General features: G+C 55.5%; 25 protein-coding genes and 1 other RNA gene. 18 read left to right on the forward strand and 8 right to left on the reverse strand.

From position 1 onward, the window contains the following. Positions 1-76 precede the first annotated feature (76 nt). Positions 77-712: an arginine exporter ArgO gene (argO, locus tag B3B59_RS03480; protein WP_046887124.1), complete on the forward strand. Its 636-nt coding sequence runs from the start codon at positions 77-79 to the stop codon at positions 710-712. Positions 713-805: 93 nt separating this feature from the next. Beyond that, complete coding sequence (locus B3B59_RS03485; protein WP_286808095.1) at positions 806-1,549, forward strand: oxidative stress defense protein; 744 nt, start codon at positions 806-808, stop codon at positions 1,547-1,549. Between the two features lie 49 nt (positions 1,550-1,598). Here B3B59_RS03485 and argP read toward each other — a convergent pair whose 3' ends face one another. Then, positions 1,599-2,492, reverse strand: coding sequence for a DNA-binding transcriptional regulator ArgP (argP, locus tag B3B59_RS03490; RefSeq protein WP_040074124.1), 894 nt, complete (start codon positions 2,490-2,492; stop codon positions 1,599-1,601). A 150-nt stretch (positions 2,493-2,642) separates the two neighbouring features. On the opposite strand from argP, the gene rpiA reads away from it, so the two are divergent. Both rpiA and serA read left to right on the forward strand, forming a co-directional pair. Continuing rightward, positions 2,643-3,302, forward strand: coding sequence for a ribose-5-phosphate isomerase RpiA (rpiA, locus tag B3B59_RS03495; protein ID WP_040074125.1), 660 nt, complete (start codon positions 2,643-2,645; stop codon positions 3,300-3,302). A gap of 267 nt (positions 3,303-3,569) precedes the next feature. Further along, entirely contained in the window at positions 3,570-4,802 is a 1,233-nt protein-coding gene (gene serA / locus B3B59_RS03500; protein WP_040074126.1) for a phosphoglycerate dehydrogenase, read from the forward strand. A gap of 43 nt (positions 4,803-4,845) precedes the next feature. Here the strand turns inward: serA and B3B59_RS03505 are convergent, their stop codons facing one another. The 3 genes from B3B59_RS03505 to zapA form a co-directional block, all read right to left on the reverse strand. Further along, positions 4,846-5,442 carry a 5-formyltetrahydrofolate cyclo-ligase gene (locus B3B59_RS03505; RefSeq protein WP_046887123.1) on the reverse strand — a complete coding sequence of 199 codons (597 nt, stop codon included), beginning with the start codon at positions 5,440-5,442 and terminating at the stop codon, positions 4,846-4,848. A 28-nt stretch (positions 5,443-5,470) separates the two neighbouring features. After that, positions 5,471-5,654, reverse strand: a non-coding RNA gene (ssrS, locus tag B3B59_RS03510) — 6S RNA. 41 nt (positions 5,655-5,695) lie between these two features. Continuing rightward, complete coding sequence (gene zapA / locus B3B59_RS03515; protein ID WP_040074128.1) at positions 5,696-6,025, reverse strand: cell division protein ZapA; 330 nt, start codon at positions 6,023-6,025, stop codon at positions 5,696-5,698. A 167-nt stretch (positions 6,026-6,192) separates the two neighbouring features. Here zapA and B3B59_RS03520 point away from each other — a divergent pair, with 167 nt between their 5' ends. The 8 genes from B3B59_RS03520 (at position 6,193) to B3B59_RS03555 (ending at position 16,238) form a co-directional block, all read left to right on the forward strand. After that, the gene (locus B3B59_RS03520; RefSeq protein ID WP_154298974.1) at positions 6,193-6,771 is read left to right on the forward strand and encodes a YecA family protein; all 579 of its coding nucleotides are present in this window, start codon (positions 6,193-6,195) and stop codon (positions 6,769-6,771) included. A gap of 21 nt (positions 6,772-6,792) precedes the next feature. After that, complete coding sequence (gene pepP, locus B3B59_RS03525) at positions 6,793-8,106, forward strand: Xaa-Pro aminopeptidase (protein ID WP_046887122.1); 1,314 nt, start codon at positions 6,793-6,795, stop codon at positions 8,104-8,106. Continuing rightward, positions 8,103-9,281, forward strand: coding sequence for a 2-octaprenyl-6-methoxyphenyl hydroxylase (ubiH, locus tag B3B59_RS03530; protein WP_046887121.1), 1,179 nt, complete (start codon positions 8,103-8,105; stop codon positions 9,279-9,281). The genes pepP and ubiH overlap by 4 nt, the downstream gene beginning before the upstream one ends. An 11-nt stretch (positions 9,282-9,292) precedes the next feature. After that, positions 9,293-10,495: an FAD-dependent 2-octaprenylphenol hydroxylase gene (gene ubiI, locus B3B59_RS03535; RefSeq protein WP_046887120.1), complete on the forward strand. Its 1,203-nt coding sequence runs from the start codon at positions 9,293-9,295 to the stop codon at positions 10,493-10,495. A gap of 428 nt (positions 10,496-10,923) precedes the next feature. Then, positions 10,924-12,018, forward strand: a complete 1,095-nt coding sequence (gcvT, locus tag B3B59_RS03540; protein ID WP_286808096.1) for a glycine cleavage system aminomethyltransferase GcvT — start codon at positions 10,924-10,926, stop codon at positions 12,016-12,018. 23 nt (positions 12,019-12,041) lie between these two features. After that, positions 12,042-12,431 carry a glycine cleavage system protein GcvH gene (gcvH, locus tag B3B59_RS03545; RefSeq protein WP_040074134.1) on the forward strand — a complete coding sequence of 130 codons (390 nt, stop codon included), beginning with the start codon at positions 12,042-12,044 and terminating at the stop codon, positions 12,429-12,431. Between the two features lie 125 nt (positions 12,432-12,556). Beyond that, a complete protein-coding gene (gcvP, locus tag B3B59_RS03550; protein ID WP_046887118.1) occupies positions 12,557-15,430 on the forward strand; it encodes an aminomethyl-transferring glycine dehydrogenase in 2,874 nt (957 codons plus the stop codon). Between the two features lie 64 nt (positions 15,431-15,494). Continuing rightward, on the forward strand, positions 15,495-16,238 hold the full coding sequence (locus B3B59_RS03555; RefSeq protein WP_286808097.1) for an SDR family oxidoreductase: 744 nt from the start codon (positions 15,495-15,497) through the stop codon (positions 16,236-16,238). A gap of 40 nt (positions 16,239-16,278) precedes the next feature. On the opposite strand, the gene B3B59_RS03560 is transcribed toward B3B59_RS03555, so the two are convergent. Further along, positions 16,279-17,712, reverse strand: a complete 1,434-nt coding sequence (locus B3B59_RS03560) for a 6-phospho-beta-glucosidase (RefSeq protein WP_286808098.1) — start codon at positions 17,710-17,712, stop codon at positions 16,279-16,281. A gap of 115 nt (positions 17,713-17,827) precedes the next feature. Continuing rightward, the gene (locus B3B59_RS03565) at positions 17,828-18,559 is read right to left on the reverse strand and encodes a MurR/RpiR family transcriptional regulator (RefSeq protein ID WP_040074138.1); all 732 of its coding nucleotides are present in this window, start codon (positions 18,557-18,559) and stop codon (positions 17,828-17,830) included. Between the two features lie 52 nt (positions 18,560-18,611). Between B3B59_RS03565 and yqfB the strand changes: the two genes are divergently transcribed. Together yqfB and trhA are read left to right on the forward strand one after the other, a co-directional pair. Further along, entirely contained in the window at positions 18,612-18,923 is a 312-nt protein-coding gene (gene yqfB, locus B3B59_RS03570; RefSeq protein ID WP_040074139.1) for a N(4)-acetylcytidine aminohydrolase, read from the forward strand. Between the two features lie 164 nt (positions 18,924-19,087). Beyond that, positions 19,088-19,747, forward strand: coding sequence for a PAQR family membrane homeostasis protein TrhA (gene trhA, locus B3B59_RS03575; protein WP_040074140.1), 660 nt, complete (start codon positions 19,088-19,090; stop codon positions 19,745-19,747). A gap of 85 nt (positions 19,748-19,832) precedes the next feature. Here trhA and ygfZ read toward each other — a convergent pair whose 3' ends face one another. Then, positions 19,833-20,813: a tRNA-modifying protein YgfZ gene (gene ygfZ / locus B3B59_RS03580; RefSeq protein WP_207292359.1), complete on the reverse strand. Its 981-nt coding sequence runs from the start codon at positions 20,811-20,813 to the stop codon at positions 19,833-19,835. 291 nt (positions 20,814-21,104) lie between these two features. On the opposite strand from ygfZ, the gene sdhE reads away from it, so the two are divergent. Both sdhE and B3B59_RS03590 read left to right on the forward strand, forming a co-directional pair. Next, positions 21,105-21,371, forward strand: coding sequence for an FAD assembly factor SdhE (gene sdhE / locus B3B59_RS03585; RefSeq protein WP_040074142.1), 267 nt, complete (start codon positions 21,105-21,107; stop codon positions 21,369-21,371). Then, positions 21,352-21,768 carry a protein YgfX gene (locus tag B3B59_RS03590; RefSeq protein ID WP_046887112.1) on the forward strand — a complete coding sequence of 139 codons (417 nt, stop codon included), beginning with the start codon at positions 21,352-21,354 and terminating at the stop codon, positions 21,766-21,768. Before sdhE ends, B3B59_RS03590 begins: the two co-directional genes overlap by 20 nt. Positions 21,769-21,772: 4 nt before the next feature. Here B3B59_RS03590 and fldB read toward each other — a convergent pair whose 3' ends face one another. Further along, positions 21,773-22,294 carry a flavodoxin FldB gene (fldB, locus tag B3B59_RS03595; RefSeq protein ID WP_207292358.1) on the reverse strand — a complete coding sequence of 174 codons (522 nt, stop codon included), beginning with the start codon at positions 22,292-22,294 and terminating at the stop codon, positions 21,773-21,775. Between the two features lie 102 nt (positions 22,295-22,396). Between fldB and xerD the strand changes: the two genes are divergently transcribed. Further along, positions 22,397-23,293: a site-specific tyrosine recombinase XerD gene (gene xerD, locus B3B59_RS03600; RefSeq protein WP_040074146.1), complete on the forward strand. Its 897-nt coding sequence runs from the start codon at positions 22,397-22,399 to the stop codon at positions 23,291-23,293. A gap of 25 nt (positions 23,294-23,318) precedes the next feature. Next, positions 23,319-24,032 carry a bifunctional protein-disulfide isomerase/oxidoreductase DsbC gene (gene dsbC, locus B3B59_RS03605; protein WP_040074147.1) on the forward strand — a complete coding sequence of 238 codons (714 nt, stop codon included), beginning with the start codon at positions 23,319-23,321 and terminating at the stop codon, positions 24,030-24,032.

Genomic DNA, 24,032 nt, shown 5'->3' on the forward strand with positions numbered 1-24,032 from the left:
TTAATAATATCAATTTCAACTAATGAAGCTCTGGCAGTATAGTCTGCACTTAAGACAACAGCATGAGACATTAAGAATGTTATCCTATTATTTTCAAGGTCTTGCACTAGGCGCGGCCATGATACTCCCCCTCGGCCCACAAAATGCCTTTGTGATGAATCAGGGGATACGTCGCCAGTATCACCTGATGATTGCGCTGCTATGTGCCGTGAGCGATCTGCTGCTCATTTGCGCGGGGATCTTTGGCGGAAGCGCCCTGTTAATGCAGTCACCGTGGCTGATGGCGCTGGTGACCTGGGGCGGAGTGGCGTTTTTACTCTGGTATGGATTTGGCGCCCTGAAAACCGCAATGAGCAGTAATCTGGAACTGGCGACCGCCGAAGTAATGAAGCAGGGACGCTGGAAGTTGATTGTCACTATGCTGGCCGTCACCTGGCTTAATCCGCACGTTTATCTTGATACCTTTGTCGTACTGGGCAGTCTGGGGGGGCAGCTCGACGTAGAGCCGAAGCGCTGGTTTGCGCTGGGGACAATTAGCGCCTCATTCTTGTGGTTCTTCGGTCTGGCGCTGCTCGCCGCCTGGCTGGCTCCGCGACTGCGCACCGCCAAAGCCCAGCGCATTATCAACATCCTGGTGGGGCTGGTGATGTGGTTTATCGCCTTCCAGTTGGCGAAAGAGGGTATTTATCACGTGCGTGAACTATTCAACTAAGCGTTGTCTTATGGACAATAGGCCAGCAGCCGCTAAGCTTGCTGGCATGCGCCCTGTTACATGGGCACTCTTTCGCAGCATGGAGGAATGAAAGTGAAGTTGAATGCAATCGCCCTGGCGACATTAATGGGTTTTGCCGCCGTATCTGTTCAGGCCAGCGAATTGCCTGACAGCCCGCATATTGTTACCTCAGGTACGGCAAGCGTGGATGCGGTACCGGATATCGCCACCCTGGCCATTGAAGTGAACGTGGCGGCAAAAGACGCCGCGACAGCCAAGAAGCAGGCTGACGACCGTGTTGCGCAATATCTCTCTTTCCTTGAGCAGAACGGCGTAGGTAAAAAGGATATCAACTCAGCCAACTTGCGTACCCAGCCAGATTACGATTACCAGAACGGTAAAAGCATTCTGAAAGGCTACCGTGCCGTGCGTACGGTGGAGGTGACCGTGCGTCAGCTCGATAAACTTAACTCTCTACTGGATGGCGCGCTGAAAGCGGGGCTGAACGAGATTCGCTCCGTCTCACTGGGCGTTGCGCAACCTGAAAAATACAAAGACGAAGCACGTAAAGCGGCGATTGATGATGCCGTGCGTCAGGCGCAGCAGCTGGCTTCCGGTTTCAACAGTAAGCTGGGGCCAGTGTACAGTGTTCGTTATCACGTCTCTAACTACCAGCCGAGCCCGATGGTTCGTATGATGAAGGCCGATTCAGCACCGGTCTCCGCACAGGAAACCTACGAGCAGCCAACGATTCAGTTTGATGATCAGGTTGATGTGGTGTTCCAGCTTGAGCCTGCGCAGGGTCAGCAGCAGGATACGGCAGCTAAAGCGCAGTAACGATTTACGCTTCACTTAAACCCTCTCCAGCCGGAGAGGGTTTTCACGTTTAATCCTGTCTTAATACCTTATGCCCGTGGGCCAGCAGCGCATCCGTCACGTTGCGCATCATGCGGCTTTCCGGCGCAAAACGGTGCCAGTACAACATCCGGCGCTGATAGAGACCTGGCGTCAGGTCGATAAGCTCGCCGCTGTTCAACTCTTTCTCAATCTGCAAGTGCGGAATCATACAGCAGGTGGTGCCCTGACGCGCCAGCTGCACAAAGGCCTCTGACGAGTTAACAATATGGCACGGCACGCTGCCTGGCGGCAGGTCGAAGTTCTGTTGTAAAAATGCCTGGTGCATATCATCCAGATGGTCGAACGCCACGGCAGGGGCTTTAAGCAGCGCGGCACGGGTCACGCCGTTCGGGAAATAGCGGTCGGCAAAAGCTTTTGACCCGACGAACAGGTAATCCAGCGCCCCCAGTTGGTCTACCAGGCAGCTTGGCAGCGCCTGAGGCTGGATACTGACTGCGCCTACCACTTCCCCGCGACGCAGACGCTCCTGGGTGCGGGTTTCATCTTCAACCTGCAGGTTCAGACGAATGGGCGAATCGGATAAGACCGGCGCCAGCGCGGGCAGCAGCCATGTCGCCAGACTGTCGGCGTTTACCGCCAGTGACAGCAGCAGTGGGGTAGAGCCGGTCTGCTCGTCACCCAGCCACTCCTCTTCAAGCAGCTCAACCTGACGCAACAACGCCAGCAACTTCTGCCCCTGTTCGGTTGGGCGCGGTGGTACGGTACGAACCAGCAGCGGCTGCCCGAACATGTTCTCCAGCTGTTTGATACGTTGTGATACGGCGGATTGCGTAATGCACAGCTTTTGCGCCGCGCGTTCAAAACCGCGTTCACGAATAACGGCATCAAGCGCCTGAAGTGTTCTGTAGTCCGGACGTTTCATTGCTTTGGCTGGCTCCCAGGAAATTCATTACGTCGCACTATGACATAAATTTATGTTTGATACAGACGAAATTGGTGACCGCGCCGATCACACCGGCAAGGTGTTTGCTCTATAATGCGCGTCACGCATTGACACCACAGGCATGAGATCATGACACAGGATGAACTGAAAAAAGCAGTAGGATGGGCCGCTCTCCAGTATGTGCAGCCGGGCACCATTGTTGGCGTGGGTACGGGGTCGACCGCAGCACACTTTATTGATGCGCTGGGGACGATGAAAGGCCAGATCGAGGGCGCGGTTTCTAGCTCTGACGCCTCTACCGAAAAACTGAAAAGCCTGGGTATTACCGTTTTTGATCTCAACGAAGTGGATCGTCTGGGGATCTATGTCGATGGTGCTGATGAGATCAATGGTCATATGCAGATGATCAAAGGCGGCGGCGCGGCGCTAACGCGTGAGAAGATTATCGCCTCCGTAGCTGACAAGTTTATCTGTATTGCTGATGCCTCCAAGCAGGTGGATATTCTGGGTGCATTTCCCCTGCCGGTTGAGGTGATCCCGATGGCGCGCAGCGCTGTGGCGCGCGAACTGGTGAAGCTGGGTGGCCGTCCGGAATACCGCCAGGGCGTGGTTACGGATAACGGCAACGTGATTCTGGATGTTCACGGTCTGGAAATTCTGGATGCTATCGCAATGGAAAACGCGATCAACGCGCTTCCGGGCGTCGTCACGGTAGGGTTATTTGCCAATCGCGGCGCGGATGTCGCGCTGATCGGTACCGCAGATGGCGTCAAAACCATCACAAAATGATCTCGTGGGGGGCATTGTCCCCCCGCTAAATATTTTGCAAAAGCCAAATTCGGTGACTTGTATCACGTTTTTCGGTCTCGTCTGACAATCCTGCCGCTTTCATTATCATCTCCAGCATTTTCCTCTGCCATTTTGCTCTGGATGACTTTTCTTCAGAGAGCCGACGCAAACGTTCATATTGCTGCAATAGTTTTTTTTGATATGTTGGCTGGAGCGGATTTAAATCCAGCACAACATCAGTTCAGACAATCAGACAGGGTCGGGTAAATGGCAAAGGTATCACTGGAGAAAGACAAAATTAAATTTCTGCTGGTCGAAGGGGTGCATCAAAAAGCACTGGATAGCCTTCGTGCGGCGGGTTACACCAACATTGAGTTTCATAAAGGTGCGCTGGACACTGAACAGCTGAAAGAGTCGATCCGTGATGCACACTTCATTGGCCTGCGATCCCGTACCCAACTGACCGAAGACGTTATCTCCGCCGCTGAGAAGCTGGTTGCTATCGGCTGCTTCTGTATTGGCACTAACCAGGTTGATCTCGGCGCTGCGGCGAAACGCGGTATTCCGGTGTTTAACGCACCGTTCTCAAACACCCGTTCCGTTGCCGAGCTGGTTATTGGCGAACTGCTACTGCTGCTGCGTGGTATTCCGGAAGCGAATGCCAAAGCACACCGCGGTATCTGGAACAAACTGGCGTCCGGCTCTTTCGAAGCGCGCGGTAAGAAACTGGGCATCATCGGCTACGGCCATATCGGTACTCAGCTCGGTATTCTGGCGGAATCTCTCGGCATGAACGTCTTCTTTTACGATATCGAGAGCAAATTGCCGCTGGGCAACGCGACTCAGGTTCAGCATCTCTCCGACCTGCTGAATATGAGCGACGTGGTGAGCCTGCACGTGCCAGAAAATGCCTCCACCAAAAACATGATGGGTGCGGAAGAGCTGGCGCTGATGAAGCCCGGTTCACTGCTGATCAACGCCGCACGCGGTACCGTGGTCGATATTCCGGCTCTGTGCGATGCCCTGAAGCGTAAACACCTGGCGGGTGCCGCCATCGACGTCTTCCCGACTGAACCGGCAACCAACAGCGATCCCTTTACCTCTCCGCTGTGCGAATTCGACAACGTGATCCTGACGCCGCACATTGGTGGCTCAACGCAGGAAGCGCAGGAGAATATCGGTCTGGAAGTGGCGGGCAAGCTGAGCAAATACTCCGATAACGGTTCGACGCTCTCTGCCGTGAACTTCCCGGAAGTGTCTCTGCCGCTGCACGGTGGCCGTCGTCTGCTGCACATCCATGAAAACCGACCAGGCGTGCTTACCGCCATCAACCAGATCTTCGCCGAGCAGGGCGTGAACATCGCGGCTCAGTATCTGCAAACTAACGCCCAGATGGGCTACGTGGTTATCGATATTGAAGCAGATGAAGATGTGGCGGAGAAAGCGCTGCAGAGCATGAAGGCGATTCCGGGCACCATTCGCGCCCGTCTGCTGTACTAATCCTGCAAGTTTGTCGGGTAGCGTTCGCGCTTACCCGACATCTCTACCACTCCCACACCCTGGACGGGGTAACCACCGCAGGCAGCGGAATATCCCATTTCTCAACCGGCAGCGCTTCCACTCTCTGACAATCATGGGCATAACCCACAGGCTGCAGGCCATACTGCTGCCAGTTTTGCAGGGTACGATCGTAAAAACCGCCACCCATCCCCAGCCGTTGGCCGTGCTCATCAAAGGCGACCAGAGGCGTAATCAATACATCCAGTTCGCTCAGAGGCAGCACGTCACGTACATCCAGTTTTGGCTCGGTGATTTTCAGACGATTCACCACCAGCTCGCTGTGGGGATGGTAGTGCAGGAAGAGTAAATGGCCTGGGCTGAAGGGGTGCAATACGGGCAAATAGACCTTCTTGCCGGCGCGCCACAGCGCATCGATAAGCGGTCGGGTATCCAGTTCGCCATCAAACGACAAAAACAGCGCCACGGTATGGGCCATCAATACGGGTGGCCAGGCCATCATGCGGGCGGCGGCTTGTTGGGCAAAAAGGGTTTGCTGTTCGGCGGATAATGCGCGACGACGCTGGCGAATAGATTGACGAATGGCTTGTCGGGATGAAGAGACTTCAGGAAGTTGCGTCATGGGTAATGAAGAGGTAGTAGGAAGAGAGGGAATCTCCGAGATGCCGCCGCGGGCTGTAACCCTTGAACCCTTGGTTCAAGGTGAATGTGTCGTCATAGTCTTAAGGCTTCTCGGACGAACCGAGCATGCTCACCGACCATGGAGCGCCACATTCTTGTGGTATGAAATATCGGCTCAGGGGACTGGCCCACATGCAAACATCTCAGAGAAATTTTTTCTTCACAGTCACTCTACCATAGTCAACTGTGAAGCGTTATTCAAAGTTTTGCCCCGTTCTTTCGGTAATGCGACCCTGATCAAGTAACGCCTGTTCAATGGTCTGCTGGAGCATTTTAATACGTTGTTCCATGCTCGCCGCGTAATCGCGGGTCTTCGCTTTTTCCTGAGTCAGTTCATAACTGATGTTCAACGCGGCAATAAAAACCAGTTGCTCAGTATTGGTGACTCTAGTGCGTTCTTTTAGATCTTGCAACCGCTGATTCAGATCATCCGCAGCCTGATTCAGAGCATCCCTTTGTTCAGGCGGGCAATTCACTCGCAGCGAGCGGCCAAAAATTTGGATATCGACGGGTTGTGCAGACATGCCACCTTCCTGCTGTTTGACTGCGCTACCTTCACATCCGGCCCGGGGCCTGCGAAGGGGCGACACTATAGCTACCCTGGTGCGGAGATACAAGCCCTTTTCTGGTGTCACCAGGGTCCAAAGTGGTAGCATATCATGAATATTCCTCCCAATGATGACGAATGCGCATGTCTATACAGAACGAAATGCCTGGCTACAACGAATTTGGCCAGTTACTGAACCAGCAGGGCGTGGGGCTCACCCCGGCTGAAATGCACGGTCTGATCAGCGGGATGCTGTGTGGCGGAAACAACGACAGCTCATGGCTGCCGCTGGTTCACGACCTGACTAACGAAGGGCTGGCTTTTGGCCACGAGCTGGCCGAGGCCCTGCGAAAAATGCACGCCGCGACCAGCGATTCACTGGAAGATGACGGCTTCCTTTTTCAGCTTTATCTGCCTGAAGGCGATGAGGTCAGCGTCTTTGAGCGCGCCGACGCGCTGGCCGGTTGGGTTAACCACTATCTGCTTGGCCTGGGGGTAACGCAGCCGAAGCTGGATAAAGTGACCGGTGAGGCGGGTGAAGCCATCGATGATCTGCGTAATATCGCCCAGTTAGGCTATGACGAAGACGAAGACCAGGAAGAGCTGGAGATGTCTCTCGAAGAGATCATTGAGTATGTACGCGTAGCATCGCTGCTGTGCCATGACGCGTTTACGCGCGTGAAACCGACAGCACCGGAAGTTAAGAAGCCAACCTTACATTAAGAACAACCACTGGAGGGTGTCATGACTCAGCAAGAGTATCTTCGCCGCCGTCAGGCGCTGTTGGCGACCATGAAGCCAGGCAGCGCCGCGCTTATTTTCGCCGCACCGGAAGCCACACGCAGCAACGACAGCGAGTACCCCTATCGCCAGAGCAGCGATTTTTGGTACTTCACTGGCTTTAACGAGCCCGAAGCCGTGCTGGTGCTGATTAAGAGCGATGACACCCATAACCACAGCGTGTTGTTTAACCGGGTACGCGACCTGACGGCCGAGATCTGGTTTGGCCGTCGGCTGGGGCAGGAGGCAGCACCAGAAAAACTGGGCGTAGACCGTGCGCTGGCCTTCAGTGAGATCAATGAACAGCTCGCGCAACTGCTCAATGGCCTGGACGAGGTCTACCACGCCCAGGGCGAGTATGCGTATGCCGATGAGATTGTATTTACTGCGCTCGATACGCTGCGCAAAGGCTCACGGCAGAACCTGAAGGCACCAGCGTCTGTGACTGACTGGCGCCCTGTCGTGCATGAGATGCGCCTGTTTAAATCGCCCGAGGAGCTGGAGGTAATGCGTCGCGCCGGTGAGATCAGCGCCCTGGCGCATACCCGTGCCATGGAACGCTGCCGCCCCGGGATGTTTGAATATCAGCTGGAGGGGGAAATTCTGCACGAGTTTACCCGCCACGGCGCGCGTTTCCCCTCTTACAACACTATCGTTGGCGGCGGCGAAAACGGCTGCATTCTGCATTACACTGAAAACGAATCCGAACTTCGCGATGGGGATCTGGTGCTGATCGATGCAGGGTGTGAGTATAAAGGCTATGCGGGAGACATTACCCGTACCTTCCCGGTTAACGGTAAGTTCACCCCTGCCCAGCGTGCGATTTACGATATTGTCCTCGATTCGCTGGAGACGGCGCTGACCCTCTTCCGCCCTGGCACCACCATTCAGGAGGTGACCGGTGAAGTGGTGCGTATTATGGTCACCGGGCTGGTCAATCTCGAAATCCTCAAAGGTGACGTGGAACAGCTCATTGCAGAGAACGCACATCGCGCCTTCTTTATGCACGGACTTAGCCACTGGCTGGGGCTGGATGTCCACGATGTCGGCTTCTATGGCCCGGACCGCTCCCGCGTGCTGGAGCCGGGAATGGTGCTCACCGTGGAGCCCGGTCTGTACATTGCCCCGGATGCCGATGTCCCGGCGCAATATCGCGGCATCGGTATTCGTATTGAAGACGATATTGTGATTACCGAAACCGGTAATGAAAACCTGACGGCGACGGTGGTGAAAAAAGCCGACGATATCGAAGCGTTGATGGCGGCGGCGTGCGCATGAGCGTCATCATCGTAGGCGGCGGCATGACCGGCGCGACGCTGGCGCTGGCGATCTCCCGGCTTACCCAGGGGCAATTACCCGTCCATCTTATTGAAGCCGTCGCACCACAGCGTAACGACCATCCGGGTTTCGATGCCCGTGCTATCGCTATCGCGCAGGGTACCTGTCAGCACCTTGCCCGCATCGGTATCTGGCAGGCGATTGCCGACTGCGCGACGGCGATCAAGACCGTGCACGTGAGCGATCGCGGCCACGCCGGGTTCGTCACCCTTGAAGCGCAGGATTATCGTATCGATGCCCTTGGACAGGTAGTCGAGCTCCATGATGTGGGGTTGCGGCTTTTCCGTCTGTTAAAAGAGGCGCCGGGCGTGACGCTGCATTGTCCGGCACGTGTTACCCATTTCACGCGTAGTGAAGATCAGGTCAGCGTGACGCTTGATGATGGCAGCTCTCTCACGGGTGAGTTGCTGGTGGCCGCCGATGGCTCGCGTTCAGCGCTGGGCCAGCAGTGTGGTATCCAGTGGCAGCAGCAGCCTTATCACCAGTTAGCGGTTATCGCCAACGTTGCCACTGCCGTGGCGCATCAGGGCCGTGCCTTTGAACGTTTCACCGAATACGGCCCTCTGGCGATGCTGCCCATGTCTGAGGGGCGCAGTTCGCTGGTCTGGAGCCATCCGCTGGAGAAAGCGGACGAGATCAAAGGCTGGTCTGACGAACGTTTTCGCAACGAATTACAACAGGCTTTCGGCTGGCGGTTAGGGCGCATTACCCATGTTGGGCAGCGCGCACATTATCCGCTGGCGCTCACCACCGCCAGTCAGGCTATTTCCCATCGCGTAGCGCTGGTGGGTAACGCCGCCCAGACCCTGCACCCGATTGCCGGGCAGGGCTTTAATCTGGGGCTGCGCGACGTGATGACCCTCGCCGAAACGCTGGCGCAGGCATTTTTCGGACAAGAAGATTGCGGGGCGTATCCCCTGTTATGCCAATATCAACACCGTCGTCAGCGCGATAAAGAGGCGACCATCGGCGTCACCGATGGGCTGGTGCATCTGTTCGCTAACCGCTGGGCCCCGCTGGTTGCGGGGCGCAACTTAGGGCTGATGGCGATGGAATTATTCATTCCGGCACGCGACGTGCTGGCGCAGAGGACTCTCGGTTGGGTCGCTCGCTAAGGAGTTAACAAGTGCAGAATGTTGATGTTGCCATTGTCGGTGGTGGGATGGTTGGGCTGGCGTTAGCCTGTGGTTTACAGGGTAGCGGCCTGCGCGTGGCGGTACTCGAACAGCAGCCGCCTCAGCCCATAGCCGCCGATGCGGCACCCGAATTGCGCGTGTCGGCCATCAATGCCGCCAGCGAAAAGCTGCTTACCCGCCTTGGCGTCTGGTCTGATATCGTTGCGCGCCGCGCCAGTTGCTATCACGGTATGGAAGTGTGGGAGAAAGACAGCTTCGGTCACATTGCCTTTGATGACGAGAGCCTGGGCTATAGCCATCTCGGCCATATCGTTGAAAATGCAGTGATTCACCAGGCGCTGTGGCAAAAAGCTGAACAGTGCAGCGATGTCACACTACTGGCGCCAGCGCAAATCCAGCAGGTAGCCTGGGGAGAAAATGAGGCGTTTCTCACCCTGCAAAGCGGCGAAATGCTCACGGCACGCCTGATGGTGGGGGCCGATGGCGCCAACTCCTGGCTGCGTAACAAAGCCGATATCCCCCTGACCTGGTGGGACTACCATCACCATGCGCTGGTAGCGACGATCCGCACCGCTGAGCCGCATCAGGCCGTGGCGCGGCAGATTTTCCACAATGACGGCATTCTGGCCTTTTTACCGCTCAGCGATCCCCATCTCTGTTCCATCGTCTGGTCGCTCTCTCCCGATGCGGCACAGGCCATGCGCGATGCTACACCAGAGGCCTTTAACCAGGCGCTTTGCGTGGCGTTTGATAACCGCCTGGGGCTCTGCAGCGTCGAAAGCGAACGTGTTGTCTTCCCGCTGACGGGGCGTTATGCCCGCCAGTTTGCCGCGCATCGTCTGGCGCTGGTGGGGGATGCTGCCCACACCATTCATCCGCTGGCCGGGCAGGGGGTCAATCTCGGCTTTATGGATGCCGCGGAGCTGGTTGCTGAATTGCGTCGTCTGCATCAGCAGGGTAAAGACATTGGCCAGCATCTCTATCTGCGCCGCTATGAGCGTAGCCGCAAACATAGCGCCGCCATGATGCTGGCAGGGATGCAGGGTTTTCGCGAACTCTTTGCCGGTGCTAACCCGGCCAAAAAATTGCTGCGCGACCTGGGCCTGAAGCTGGCCGATACCCTTCCGGGCGTGAAACCCCAACTTTTACGCCAGGCAATGGGTCTGAACGACCTGCCGGACTGGCTGCGCTAAATAAGACCCCCGTCACACTTTCCTTTCCCGGCCTGCTGGCCGGGTGTTTCTCCTCGTTTGAAATAATCTAATTTCACCCGCTTTTTCGCATTAATAAAACTAATGTGGTGATTTTTATGTTGCGGAAAATCATCCCGTTTTTCCAGATTAAATATCATTTTTAACAGAATGCGGCGGGTGTGATGCTGGATTTGTGCGGCCTGTATCGCATAATTCTAGTGAATAACTCTGTAGGCTTTCGGCACCTTTTTGGTCATAAGCTAATGTGATGGCCCATTTTCGCTTATGGTTTGCCGCCGTTTTCGGTGGTAAGTTCAGGTCAAAGAGAACGTTTGCGTCGACATCCAGGAGTGGTGCCGATGCCGGGTTTCGTGGGGATAAAACCGCATGAAACGCAAAGATAGCCCTGCTTATTCAACGAGGAAAAGATGGCTCAACAGACTCCTTTGTACGAACAGCACACGTTATGTGGCGCGCGCATGGTGGATTTCCATGGCTGGATGATGCCGCTGCACTACGGCTCACAAATTGATGAGCACCACGCCGTGCGCACCGATGCCGGCATGTTCGACGTTTCCCACATGACCATTGTCGATCTGCACGGCAGCCGCACCCGGGAGTTTTTACGTTATCTGCTGGCCAACGACGTCGCCAAACTGAAGACGCCGGGAAAAGCGCTCTATACCGGCATGCTCAATGCCTCCGGCGGCGTGATTGATGACCTCATCGTCTATTATTTCACTGAAGATTTCTTCCGCCTCGTTGTAAACTCCGCCACCCGCGAAAAAGACCTCTCCTGGATTACCCAACACGCCGAACCTTACGCCATCGACATCACCGTCCGTGACGATCTGTCGCTGATTGCCGTTCAGGGGCCGAATGCCCAGATGAAAGCCGCGACGCTGTTTAGCGATGAGCAGCGTAACGCCACCGAAGGTATGAAGCCGTTCTTTGGCGTGCAGGCAGGTGACCTGTTCATTGCCACCACCGGTTACACCGGCGAGGCGGGCTATGAAATTGCCATGCCTAACGAGAAAGCCGCAGATTTCTGGCGTGCGCTGGTAGAAGCTGGCGTGAAACCGGCAGGCCTGGGGGCGCGCGATACGCTGCGTCTGGAAGCCGGTATGAATTTATATGGCCAGGAGATGGACGAAGGCGTCTCTCCGCTGGCTGCGAATATGGGCTGGACCATTGCCTGGGAACCGGCTGACCGTGACTTTATCGGTCGCGAAGCGCTGGAGATGCAGCGTGAGAAGGGCACCGAACAGCTGGTTGGCCTGGTTATGAAAGACAAAGGCGTACTGCGCGGTGAACTGCCGGTGCGCTTCACCGATGCCGATGGCAATCATCGCGAAGGGGTGATCACCAGCGGCACCTTCTCGCCGACCCTGGGCTACAGCATTGCGCTGGCACGCGTACCGGCGGGCATCGGTGAAACTGCCGTTGTACAGATCCGCAATCGCGAGATGCCAGTTGCCGTCACTAAACCGATTTTTGTTCGCGCCGGTAAGCCGGTCGTCTAATTATTTTTATCAGGAGAACTTCAATGAGCAATGTGCCAGCAGAACTGAAATACAGCAAAGAACACGAGTGGCTGCGCAAAGAGGCGGACGGCACTTACACGGTAGGCATCACCGAGCATGCGCAAGAGCTGCTGGGTGACATGGTCTTTGTTGACCTGCCGGAAGTGGGCGCGACCGTTAGCGCAGGCGATGACTGTGCGGTGGCGGAGTCTGTGAAAGCCGCTTCTGACATCTACGCGCCGGTTGGCGGCGAAATCGTTGCCGTGAATGACGCGCTGAGCGACTCCCCGGAGCTGGTAAACAGCGAACCTTACGCGGGCGGCTGGATCTTTAAAATCAAAGCCAGCGATGAAGCGGAAGTTGCCGCGCTGCTGGATGCCACCGCGTACGAAGCACTGTTAGAAGACGAGTAAGCCTTTTCCCTCTCCCCTTTGGGGAGAGGGTAGGGTGAGGGGAACAGACGACATCCTCACCCCAGCCCTCTCCCTCAGGGAGAGGGAGAATACACATTCACTGCACGTTTCAGGAACCATCGCTCATGACACAGACTTTAAGCCAGCTTGAAAATCGTGGCGCCTTTATTGAACGTCACATCGGGCCGGATGCTCAGCAACAGCAGGAGATGCTGAACACGGTTGGCGCAGATTCATTAAACGCCCTGATCGGCCAGATCGTGCCAAAAGACATCCAGCTTGCCACACCGCCGCAGGTAGGCGAAGCCACGACGGAGTTTGCCGCGCTGGCGGAGCTGAAGGCGATTGCCGGCCTTAACAAGCGCTTTAAGTCTTACATTGGCATGGGCTACACCCCGGTACAGTTGCCGCCGGTTATTCTGCGCAATATGCTGGAAAATCCGGGCTGGTACACCGCCTATACGCCGTATCAGCCGGAAGTCTCTCAGGGCCGTCTGGAAGCGCTGCTGAACTTTCAGCAGGTGACGCTGGATCTCACGGGGCTGGATATTGCTTCTGCCTCACTGCTGGATGAAGCCACCGCCGCTGCCGAAGCCATGGCAATGGCAAAACGCGTCAGCAAACTGAAGGGCGCAAACCGCTTCTTCGTCGCGGCCGATATCCATCCGCAAACTCTGGACGTAGTACGTACCCGTGCGGAAACCTTCGGGTTTGATGTCATTGTGGATGATGCCGAAAAGGTGAAGGATCATCAGAATGTCTTTGGCGTGCTGTTGCAGCAGGTGGGCACCACCGGTGAAGTCCACGATTACAGCGATCTTATTGCCGAGCTGAAAGCCCGTAAAATCGTGGTCAGCGTAGCGGCCGATTTTATGTCGCTGGTACTGCTCACGGCGCCGGGTAAACAGGGGGCGGACATCGTCTTCGGCTCTGCCCAGCGCTTTGGCGTTCCGATGGGCTACGGTGGCCCGCACGCGGCCTTCTTTGCCGCAAAAGATGAATTCAAACGCTCCATGCCGGGCCGTATTATCGGCGTCTCTAAAGATGCGGCCGGTAATACCGCGCTGCGCATGGCGATGCAGACGCGCGAGCAGCATATCCGCCGCGAGAAAGCGAACTCCAACATCTGTACCTCTCAGGTACTGCTGGCCAACATCGCCAGCCTGTATGCCGTCTTCCATGGCCCGGTTGGCCTGAAGCGCATTGCTTCCCGCATTCATCGCTTCGCCGATATCCTGGCGGTGGGTCTGCAGCAAAAAGGGCAAAAGCTGCGTCACGCCCACTTCTTCGACACCCTGTGTGTTGAGGTTGCCGACAAGGCCGCCGTGCTGGCGCGCGCCGAGGCCGCAGAGATTAACCTGCGCAGCGACATCCTGAACGCGGTGGGTATTACGCTGAACGAAACCACGACCCGCGACGATGTTGCAGCGCTGTTCGATGTCCTGCTGGGTGCAGACCATGGCCTGAACATCGACACGCTGGATAAAGAGGTGGCGCACGATAGCCGCTCCATCCAGGAAAGCATGCTGCGTAACGACGACATCCTGACCCATCCGGTCTTTAACCGTTACCACAGCGAAACGGAGATGATGCGTTATATGCACTCTCTGGAGCGCAAAGATCTGGCGCTGAACCAGGCGATGATCCCGCTGGGGTCATGCACCATGAAGCTCAACGCCGCGGCCGAGATGATCCCGATCACCTGGCCGGAATTCGCCGAGCTGCACCCGTTCTGCCCGGCAGATCAGGCGGAAGGTTACCATCAGATGATCAACCAGCTCTCTGACTGGCTGGTGAAGCTGACCGGCTACGACGCGCTCTGCATGCAGCCGAACTCCGGCGCACAGGGGGAATACGCGGGCCTGCTGGCGATTCGTCACTATCATGAAAGCCGCAACGAAGGGCATCGCGATATCTGCCTGATCCCAAGCTCCGCGCACGGCACCAACCCAGCCTCTGCTCAGATGGCGGGTATGGAAGTGGTGGTGGTCGCTTGCGATAAGAACGGCAACATTGATCTTGCGGATCTGCGGGCGAAAGCCGAGCAGACCGGTGACAAGCTCTCCTGCATCATGGTCACTTACCCGTCCACTCACGGTGTGTACGAAGAGACTATCCGTGAAGTCTGCGAAATCGTGCACCAGTATGGCGGCCAGGTTTACCTGGATGGCGCCAACATGAATGCCCAGGTGGGTATCACGACCCCAGGCTTTATCGGCGCGGACGTCTCCCACCTGAACCTGCATAAAACCTTCTGCATCCCACACGGTGGCGGCGGACCAGGTATGGGGCCGATTGGCGTGAAAGCGCACCTGGCGCCGTTTGTTCCGGGCCATAGCGTGGTGCAGATCGAAGGCATGCTGACCCGTCAGGGCGCGGTTTCTGCCGCACCGTTTGGTAGCGCTTCTATCCTGCCAATCAGCTGGATGTATATCCGCATGATGGGTGCTGAAGGGCTGAAGCAGGCAAGCCAGGTCGCCATCCTCAACGCGAACTACATTGCGACGCGTCTGAAAGATGCCTATCCGGTGCTCTACACGGGCCGTGATGGCCGCGTAGCACACGAGTGCATTCTGGATATCCGTCCGCTGAAAGAAGAGACCGGCATCAGCGAACTGGATATTGCTAAACGTCTGATCGACTACGGCTTCCACGCGCCAACCATGTCCTTCCCGGTTGCCGGAACCCTGATGGTTGAGCCAACCGAGTCTGAAAGCAAAGTCGAGCTGGACCGCTTTATCGATGCGATGCTGGCGATCCGCAGTGAGATTGACCGCGTGAAATCGGGTGAGTGGACGCTTACCGATAACCCACTGGTAAATGCCCCGCATACCCAGAACGAACTGGTGGCGGAATGGAACCACGGTTACACCCGCGAACTGGCGGTCTTCCCGGCGGGTGTGGCAAACAAATACTGGCCGACGGTTAAACGTCTGGACGATGTCTACGGCGACCGGAATCTGTTCTGCTCTTGCGTGCCGATGAGCGAATACCAGTAACCCCCCACTGATTAACAAACCGGGTAAGCGCATGCGCTACCCGGTTTTTTTTAAGGAGTGAACAATGGCAATCGCACTGGTTACCGGCGCCAGCCGGGGGATTGGCAAAGCTACCGCGCTGCAGCTGGCCCGTGAAGGTTATACCGTGGCGGTTAACTACCATCACAACATCCACGCCGCAACGCAGGTCATTAATGCCATACAGGACGCAGGAGGCAGGGCATTTGCATTGCGCGCCGATATCAGCGATGAAGCGCAGGTGCTGGCAATGTTTGAAAGTCTCGATCGTGAAGGAGAACCGCTCGCCGCCCTGGTCAATAATGCCGGCATTCTGTTTGAACAGAGCACGATTGAGAATCTCTCTGCCGAGCGCATTAATCGGGTGCTGGCGACCAACGTCACCGGCTATTTCCTCTGCTGCCGTGAGGCGGTCAAACGCATGGCGCACAACCACGGGGGTAAAGGCGGGGCGATTGTTAACGTCTCCTCCGCCGCCTCTCGCCTTGGCGCACCGGGCGAGTATGTGGATTATGCCGCGTCGAAAGGGGCCGTGGATTCGCTGACCACCGGCTTAGCGCTGGAAGTGGCAGCGCAGGGGATCCGCGTGAACTGCGTGCGTCCGGGGCTGATTTACACCGATATTCATGCTTCTGGCGGTGAGCCGGGGCGTGTCGATCGGGTGAAGTCGATGTTGCCGATGCAGCGCGGTGGGCAGCCGGAAGAGGTGGCACAGGCGATTGTCTGGCTGCTGAGCGAGAAGGCGTCGTACGTGACGGGCAGTTTTCTTGAATTAGCGGGCGGGAAATAGAACCTCTCCCCGCAGGGGAGAGGCCATGTGCCCGTGGGGCTTAAAGCGTTTCGCCGTTACTGGCGATGACGGTTTTATACCACTCAAAGCTCTTCTTACGGGAGCGCGACATGTCGCCCGTACCGTCGTCGTGCTTGTTCACATAGATAAAGCCGTAACGCTTGCTGTATTGACCCGTGGTGAACGACACACAGTCGATGCAGCCCCACGGGGTATAGCCCATCAGATCTACACCATCGTAGGTGACGGCTTTTATCATCTCTTCGACGTGGGCACGCAGATAGTCGATGCGGTAATCATCGTTGATGCTGCCGTCCTCTTCCACTTTATCGTAGGCGCCGAACCCGTTTTCCACGATGAACAGCGGCTTCTGATAGCGTTCATACAGCTCGCACAGTGCGTAGCGCAGGCCCACCGGATCAATCTGCCACCCCCAGTCAGAGGCTTTGACGTGCGGGTTCGGCACGCTACCTTCGAAGCCGGAAATTGCATCGCCGGTACCGCCCTCTGCCTTCACGGCGTTGGTCATGTAGTAGCTAAAGCCTAAATAGTCGCAGGTGCCTTCGCGCAGGATCTGCTCGTCGCCCGCTTCCATATTGATAGAGAAGCCGCGGCGTTCCCACTCGTTCAGCACGTAAGACGGGTAGTAGCCGCGCAGCTGAACATCGGTAAAGACATAACGCTCACGCATGGATTCCTGGGCATACATCACGTCTTCTGGCTTGCAGGAGAACGGATAGAGCGCCACCATCGCCAGCATGCAGCCGACTTTCATCTCCGGGTTAATGCGACGCGCGGCCTTCACCGCCAGGGCGCTGGCCACGAACTGGTGATGCAGCACCTGGTACATGGTCTCTTCCGGATTAGCATGCTCGGTATAGACCACGCCAGAGCAGCAGTAGCCGAACAGCGGCGCACGCCAGTTACGCTGGTTATTGATTTCGTTAAAGGTCATCCAGTACTTGACCTTATTTTTGTAGCGCTCGAAGACCACTTCAGAGAAGCGCACAAAGAAATCGACCACTTTACGGTTGGTCCAGCCGCCGTATTCCTGCACCAGATGCAGCGGCATTTCGAAGTGGGAGAGGGTGATCACCGGCTCGATGCTGTACTTCAGCATCTCATCGAACATCTCATCGTAGAACTTCAGCCCTTCTTCGTTTGGCTGGGTTTCATCCCCTTTCGGGAAGATACGGGTCCAGGCGATGGAGGTGCGGAAACATTTGAAGCCCATTTCGGCAAACAGCTTAATGTCTTCTTTATAGTGGCCGTAAAAATCGACCGCCTCATGGTTCGGATAGTATTTCCCCGGCACCACTTGCTGGGTGATTTCACGCGGTACGCCATGGGCACCGCCGGTCAGCACGTCACAAATGCTCGGCCCTTTGCCGCCTTTGTTCCAGCCGCCTTCGACCTGATGCGCCGCAACCGCGCCGCCCCATAAAAAGTCTTTTGGTAAGGTGAGTTTTTTCATCTTTGCTAATCTCGTTAATTACGTTCTGTTTTCGAGTCTAACAAAGGGGAATTAAAAGTCACGATATAACAATTCGCGCAAAATGTGATTTGTTACACCAAAAAAACAGGATGTTTTATTCTGTCAGTTTCTTCGCCAGTTTACGGCCTAAAGATTCCAGAATATAAATCACCGGGATCTGAGTGGTAATATCGTAGACGCCGCCGATGCGCGTTTGAGGCACATGCCAGGAGAGATTAAAGTCGGCCAGCTTCGCCAGGCGAGAGTGCTCGTGACTGGTAATGGAGAGTACCTTGCAGTGATGCAGGCTGAACTGGCTGGCGAAACGCAGGATCTCTTCAGTTTCGCCCGAGACAGAGAGGACAATAGCCAGGGCGTTTTTAGCCATATCGTTAGTGACGGGGAAATAAGGATCGTCGATATGGTTGCTGAATTTTCCGATATTTGAGAAAAAGCGTGCGCCATATTTTGCCAGGGAGCCAGAGGTGCCCGCGCCGACAAATATAATTCGTTCAGAAGATAAAATAATATCTACAGCGTCGTCGAGCAGGGCATCAAACTCTTCGTTATTGACACCTTTAAAGAAGCTGATAATTTCGCTGGCGCCAAAATTAGCTTGTTGAGGTTCGTTCTGCTCTAAATAGAGTTTAAAGCGTACCCGAAATTCAGAATAACCTTCACAGTTAAGCTTGCGGCAAAAACGCAGCACGGTGGTCGTGGACACGCCCGCGGCATCTGCCAGCTCGCGAATGGTCATATACATGACTTTGTCGCGGTTTTTGATGACAAAGTTGTAGACCATCATCTCCAGATTATTGAGACTGGCAATCGCGGCGTGGGTGAACATACTCACTGTGGCAAAACTCTCATCGCAGACGTCATCGTTAAGGAATCATACCATGCAGCCAAACGACATCACTTTTTTTCAACGCTTTCAGGATGACATTCTGGCCGGGCGTAAGACCATTACCCTTCGCGATAAAAGCGAGTCGCATTTTAAAACAGGTGATATTTTGCGCGTTGGCCGCTATGAAGATGATGGCTATTTCTGCACCATCAAGGTGACCGGCACCGCGACCGTGACCCTGGATACGCTTGATGAACAACATGCACGACAAGAAAACATGACCTTATCTGAGCTAAAGCAGGTCATCACCGACATCTATCCCGGGCAGACGCAGTTTTATCTCATTGAATTTGAATGTCTTTAACGTAGAGTGAACAGCTGTGCGGTGAGGTTTATATGTAACAATATGAAAAATATAACTTATCTGAAAATCAGACTTTATTTTAGCTAACAGGTGTTCACTGGAATCATTCTCAGTTAGCATAGTCTGGCGATACGTTATTTTTTTATGTTCTCCTGGAGACCTCTATGGTTAATAAACCATTACTCGCACAGGGATATTCACTGGCTGAGGAGATAGCCAACAGCATCAGCCACGGCATCGGCCTCGTCTTTGGTATTGTCGGTCTGGTGTTACTGCTGGTGCAGGCGGTGGATGCTAACGCCAGTGCGATGGCTATTACCAGCTACAGTTTATACGGCGGGAGCATGATTTTGCTGTTCCTGGCCTCCACGCTTTATCACGCTATTCCACACCAGCGAGCCAAGATCTGGCTGAAGAAATTCGACCACTGCGCCATCTATCTGTTGATTGCCGGCACCTATACACCTTTCCTGCTGGTGGGGCTGGGTTCTCCGCTTGCGCGTGGGTTAATGATTGTTATCTGGAGTCTGGCGCTGCTGGGCATCCTATTTAAACTGACCATCGCTCACCGCTTCAAAGTTCTGTCACTGGTCACCTATCTGACCATGGGCTGGCTGTCGCTGATTGTGGTCTATCAGCTGGCGGTGAAACTGTCGGCAGGCGGCGTGACCTTGCTTGCGGTAGGGGGCGTAATCTATTCGCTAGGGGTTATTTTCTACGTCTGCAAACGCATCCCTTACAACCACGCCATCTGGCACGGCTTCGTGCTGGGGGGAAGTGTCTGTCACTTCCTGGCGATTTATTTATATGTGGGGCAGGTGTAACCGCGGTGCGGCGCGCGCGCTCTCATAACAAAAAACGGTAACCTTCGGGTTACCGTTTTTTTTTACTCGCCGTCTGTCAGGGCTATTACTCTTCCAGAGAGTAAGGCAGCGGCTCGATGCTTAATGTGTTGGCGTCATCACGTACACGGAACACGCTGTCAGGCTCCATATCGTTATTCATCACGACCTGCACCAGCAGGCGGCCATCATCAAGCTGAACGGCGGCCAGAACCGTACCGGTACGACGCCAGTTATCACCCATCTTCATTTCAAGGTCTTCGCCGGCTTCCGGAACGCGGCTGGCGGTGCCCGCCAGATACCAGAGCGCACGTTTATTCGCGCCACGGAACTTCGCACGCGCCACCATCTCCTGGCCGGTATAGCACCCTTTTTTGAAGCTGATGCCACCCAGCGCCTGCAAATTCGTGGCCTGCGGAATAAATTGCCCACTGTTGGCGCTATCGATGACGGGCACACCGGCTTCAATGTTCAACGCCAGCCACTGCTGGCTGCCGTTCAGCTGCGCTTCGCCGCGCAGCGCTTCGGTCAGGCGCTCGGCCGTGGCGACGTCGGTGACCAGCAGGAAGCGTTCAGCGGGATGTTCAAACCACAAAATAGACGTAACGCCATCGGTGGTCAGCGGTTTGCTGGCATCCGGCAGCTCTGCAAACTGATTCGTCAGGGCAGCACGCGCCTGGAAACCGGCCACGCCCAGCAGCACGACCTCGTCGTCCGGCGAAAAAGTGACTTTGGAGAAGACCGCGTATTTTTTTAGCTCAGTCAGCTGAGCATCGCGCAGGTTGCGGCGCTCGATAAAAGCAAAGCCCTCGCCGCGACGGAACAGGCGCAGGTTACTCCACATTTTACCTTTTGCATCGCAGTGAGCCGCAAGCAGATGCTGGTGCTCCGTCAGTTGACCCACATCCGCAGTCACCTGGCCCTGCAGATATTTTTCGCTATCCGGGCCGGTAACGGAAACCAGCGCCCAGTCATCGAGGGTGATCAGCGTCAGCGGCAGACGCGCAGAGGCGACAGGCTGGCGCGGAGAGAAAGGGGTAAATGCCATAGTGATGTCCTGATTTGCTTAACGCTTTATTGATGCCTAATGGTAAAAGAGACTGTAGTCAATGCAAGCGGTTTCAACAGGCTATTCGTGCCTTCAACGCGTTCTGCGAAAGGTTACGCAAGAGCGTGCGAGCCGCTTCAGTTTTGCCTCTGTTTTCTGCGCAGCCTCTTCCGATGCGTAATATTCCAGTAAAGAATCGACAGAAAACACGTTACACTAGATTTTGCCTCACGCAGGGAAAACTCTGGCGTGGAGCAGTGTCTGAACCCAACGTTATGCAGGAAAAATGACATGGATATTAATAATAAAGCCCGCATTCACTGGGCATGCCGTCGCGGTATGCGTGAACTCGACATCTCCATCATGCCGTTCTTCGAACATGAATACGACAGCCTGAGCGATGAAGATAAACAGCTGTTTATCCGCCTGCTGGAGTGTGATGATCCAGATTTATTCAACTGGCTGATGAATCATGGCGAACCAGCCGACAGCGAGCTGCAACGGATGGTGCTTTTAATTCAAACACGGAATCGGGAACGTGGTCCTGTGGCAATCTGATTTACGCGTCTCGTGGCGCTCACAGTGGATGTCTCTTTTACTCCACGGGTTGGTTGCGGCCGCCATTCTGTTAATGCCATGGCCGCTGAGCTATACCCCGCTCTGGCTACTACTTCTCTCGTTGGTGGTCTTTGACAGCGTTCGAAGCCAGCGGCGGATCAACGCCCGTCAGGGTGAAATTAAACTGTTTATGGATTCTCGCCTGCGCTGGCAGGGGAAAGAGTGGGAGATCGTCGGCTCGCCGTGGATGATTAACGCCGGCATGATGCTGCGTCTGCGTGCAAGCGAAGAGCAGCGCTGCCACCATTTATGGGTATCGGCGGATAGCATGGATGAAGGCGAGTGGCGAGACCTGCGTCGGATGATTGCTCAGCAACAGCCGACGCAAGGACGGTAGCGATTTAGCTAAACTGCTCTGCCATTTCGCCGAGGATCTGCTCGCACCAGTTTTGCAGCCGCTCTTCGCTGAGGTCGTATTGGTTGGTTTCATCCAAGGCCAGACCGACAAACAGCTGCCCTTCTGCGGTGATAGGTTTCTTACTGGTAAACTCGTAGCCTTCCGTCGGCCAGTAGCCGATAAAGGTCACCCCTTTTGGCGCGAGTTTATCGTGCAGCATGCCCAGCGCATCCAGAAACCATTCGCCGTAACCCAGCTGGTCGCCCATGCCGTACATCGCAATAATTTTGCCGTCCAGGTTCAGAGAGTCCAGCTGATCCCACACCGTTTCCCAGTCCTCCTGCAGTTCGCCAAAATCCCAGGTTGGAATGCCGAGGATCAGCACGTCGTACTGCTCCATCAGGGTCGGCGCATCGTCTTTGAGGTTATGGAGGGTGACCAGCTCAGGGCCGATAATGTCGCGAATTTTCTCAGCAGCCATTTCGGTATAGCAGGTGCTGGAACCATAAAACAGACCAATATTCATCGCTAAAATGTCTCAATACTTGCTTTGACGTTGCGAACTAGTGTACCAGAAACGATACGCCTTCAGGCATAATGCACCGACAGCAGAACTAAAGGGGCGGAAGTGGAAAAGGATCTCGCACTCATCGAACAATTTCTCGACGCGCTCTGGCTTGAGAAGAATCTGGCTGAAAATACCCTCAGTGCTTATCGGCGCGATTTGACGATGCTGGCGGCGTGGCTGCATCATCACGATCGCGAACTGGCGACTGCGCAAAGCGACGATTTGCAGGCCCTGCTTGCCGAGCGCGTGGAGGGGGGATACAAAGCCACCAGCTCCGCGCGGCTGCTCAGCGCCGTGCGTCGGCTGTTTCAATATCTTTATCGCGAGAAAATTCGCCCGGACGATCCCAGCGCCTCGCTGGCGTCGCCTAAGCTGCCCCAACGTCTGCCCAAAGATCTGAGCGAAGCGCAAGTTGAGCGATTATTACAGGCACCCGTTGTTGACCAGCCGCTGGAGTTACGCGATAAAGCGATGCTTGAAGTGTTGTATGCGACAGGTCTGCGCGTCTCTGAGCTGGTCGGGCTGACGATGAGCGATATCAGCCTGCGTCAGGGTGTAGTGCGGGTGATCGGTAAAGGGAATAAAGAGCGATTGGTTCCGCTGGGCGAAGAGGCGGTGTACTGGCTGGAAAACTGGCTGGAGCACGGTCGCCCCTGGCTGCTGAACGGCGTCTCTAACGATGTGCTGTTTCCCAGCCAGCGCGCCCAGCAAATGACGCGGCAAACCTTCTGGCATCGCATCAAACATTACGCCACACTGGCAGGCATCGACAGTGAAAAACTGTCACCGCACGTTCTGCGTCACGCCTTTGCAACGCATCTGTTAAACCACGGGGCCGATTTGCGCGTGGTGCAGATGTTGCTTGGTCATAGCGATCTTTCCACGACGCAAATCTATACGCACGTCGCCACGGAACGCTTGCGGCAGCTACATCAACAGCACCACCCACGCGCGTGAGTGCCGAATTGTTTAAGGAAGGATTATGAAAAAGTCATTAGCGCTGTTCACTCTGCTGGCAGCTTCGTTATCGGGTTTGGCACATGCAGATGATGCAGCGATTAAACAGTCGCTGGCTAAGCTTGGCGTCACCAGCAGCGACATTCAGCCTGCGCCCATTGCCGGAATGAAAACCGTCATGACCAGCGGCGGCGTGCTGTACGTCACCGAAGATGGCAAACATTTCCTTCAGGGGCCGCTGTACGATGTGAGCGGCGCGCAGCCGGTGAATATCACCAACCAGATGCTGATGAAAAACCTGAATGCGCTGGAAAAAGAGATGATCATCTACAAAGCGCCGCAGGAAAAACATGTTATCACCGTCTTCACCGACATCACCTGCGGCTACTGCCACAAGCTGCATGAAGAGATGAAAGACTACAACGCGCTGGGGATCACCGTGCGTTATCTGGCCTTCCCGCGCGCGGGCGTCCAGAGCCAGCCAGAACAGGATATGAAAGCCATCTGGTGTGCGAAAGATCGCAACAAAGCCTTTGATGACGCCATGAGCGGCAAAGGCATTCAGCCGGCCTCATGCGATATCGACATCGCGAATCACTATGCGCTGGGCGTTCAGTTCGGTGTGACCGGCACCCCGGCCATTGTGCTGAATAACGGCTACGTAGTGCCGGGTTATCAGGGGCCGAAAGAGATGAAAGCCTTCCTTGATGCACACCAGAAACAGTTTGGCGGTAAATAA

Origin of the sequence: Leclercia sp. UBA2479 (assembly GCF_002341985.1) — a bacterium.
Classification (GTDB): Bacteria; Pseudomonadota; Gammaproteobacteria; order Enterobacterales; family Enterobacteriaceae; genus Enterobacter; species Enterobacter pneumoniae.

Bases quoted from the DNA above. Each gene is read 5' to 3' on its own strand.
- argO (WP_046887124.1), top strand. From the start codon at position 77: ATGTTATCCTATTATTTTCAAGGTCTTGCACTAGGCGCGGCCATGATA.
- argP (WP_040074124.1), bottom strand. From the start codon at position 2,492: ATGAAACGTCCGGACTACAGAACACTTCAGGCGCTTGATGCCGTTATT.
- rpiA (WP_040074125.1), top strand. From the start codon at position 2,643: ATGACACAGGATGAACTGAAAAAAGCAGTAGGATGGGCCGCTCTCCAG.
- serA (WP_040074126.1), top strand. From the start codon at position 3,570: ATGGCAAAGGTATCACTGGAGAAAGACAAAATTAAATTTCTGCTGGTC.
- B3B59_RS03505 (WP_046887123.1), bottom strand. From the start codon at position 5,442: ATGACGCAACTTCCTGAAGTCTCTTCATCCCGACAAGCCATTCGTCAA.
- zapA (WP_040074128.1), bottom strand. From the start codon at position 6,025: ATGTCTGCACAACCCGTCGATATCCAAATTTTTGGCCGCTCGCTGCGA.
- B3B59_RS03520 (WP_154298974.1), top strand. From the start codon at position 6,193: ATGTCTATACAGAACGAAATGCCTGGCTACAACGAATTTGGCCAGTTA.
- pepP (WP_046887122.1), top strand. From the start codon at position 6,793: ATGACTCAGCAAGAGTATCTTCGCCGCCGTCAGGCGCTGTTGGCGACC.
- ubiH (WP_046887121.1), top strand. From the start codon at position 8,103: ATGAGCGTCATCATCGTAGGCGGCGGCATGACCGGCGCGACGCTGGCG.
- gcvT (WP_286808096.1), top strand. From the start codon at position 10,924: ATGGCTCAACAGACTCCTTTGTACGAACAGCACACGTTATGTGGCGCG.
- gcvH (WP_040074134.1), top strand. From the start codon at position 12,042: ATGAGCAATGTGCCAGCAGAACTGAAATACAGCAAAGAACACGAGTGG.
- gcvP (WP_046887118.1), top strand. From the start codon at position 12,557: ATGACACAGACTTTAAGCCAGCTTGAAAATCGTGGCGCCTTTATTGAA.
- B3B59_RS03555 (WP_286808097.1), top strand. From the start codon at position 15,495: ATGGCAATCGCACTGGTTACCGGCGCCAGCCGGGGGATTGGCAAAGCT.
- B3B59_RS03560 (WP_286808098.1), bottom strand. From the start codon at position 17,712: ATGAAAAAACTCACCTTACCAAAAGACTTTTTATGGGGCGGCGCGGTT.
- B3B59_RS03565 (WP_040074138.1), bottom strand. From the start codon at position 18,559: ATGTTCACCCACGCCGCGATTGCCAGTCTCAATAATCTGGAGATGATG.
- yqfB (WP_040074139.1), top strand. From the start codon at position 18,612: ATGCAGCCAAACGACATCACTTTTTTTCAACGCTTTCAGGATGACATT.
- trhA (WP_040074140.1), top strand. From the start codon at position 19,088: ATGGTTAATAAACCATTACTCGCACAGGGATATTCACTGGCTGAGGAG.
- ygfZ (WP_207292359.1), bottom strand. From the start codon at position 20,813: ATGGCATTTACCCCTTTCTCTCCGCGCCAGCCTGTCGCCTCTGCGCGT.
- sdhE (WP_040074142.1), top strand. From the start codon at position 21,105: ATGGATATTAATAATAAAGCCCGCATTCACTGGGCATGCCGTCGCGGT.
- fldB (WP_207292358.1), bottom strand. From the start codon at position 22,294: ATGAATATTGGTCTGTTTTATGGTTCCAGCACCTGCTATACCGAAATG.
- dsbC (WP_040074147.1), top strand. From the start codon at position 23,319: ATGAAAAAGTCATTAGCGCTGTTCACTCTGCTGGCAGCTTCGTTATCG.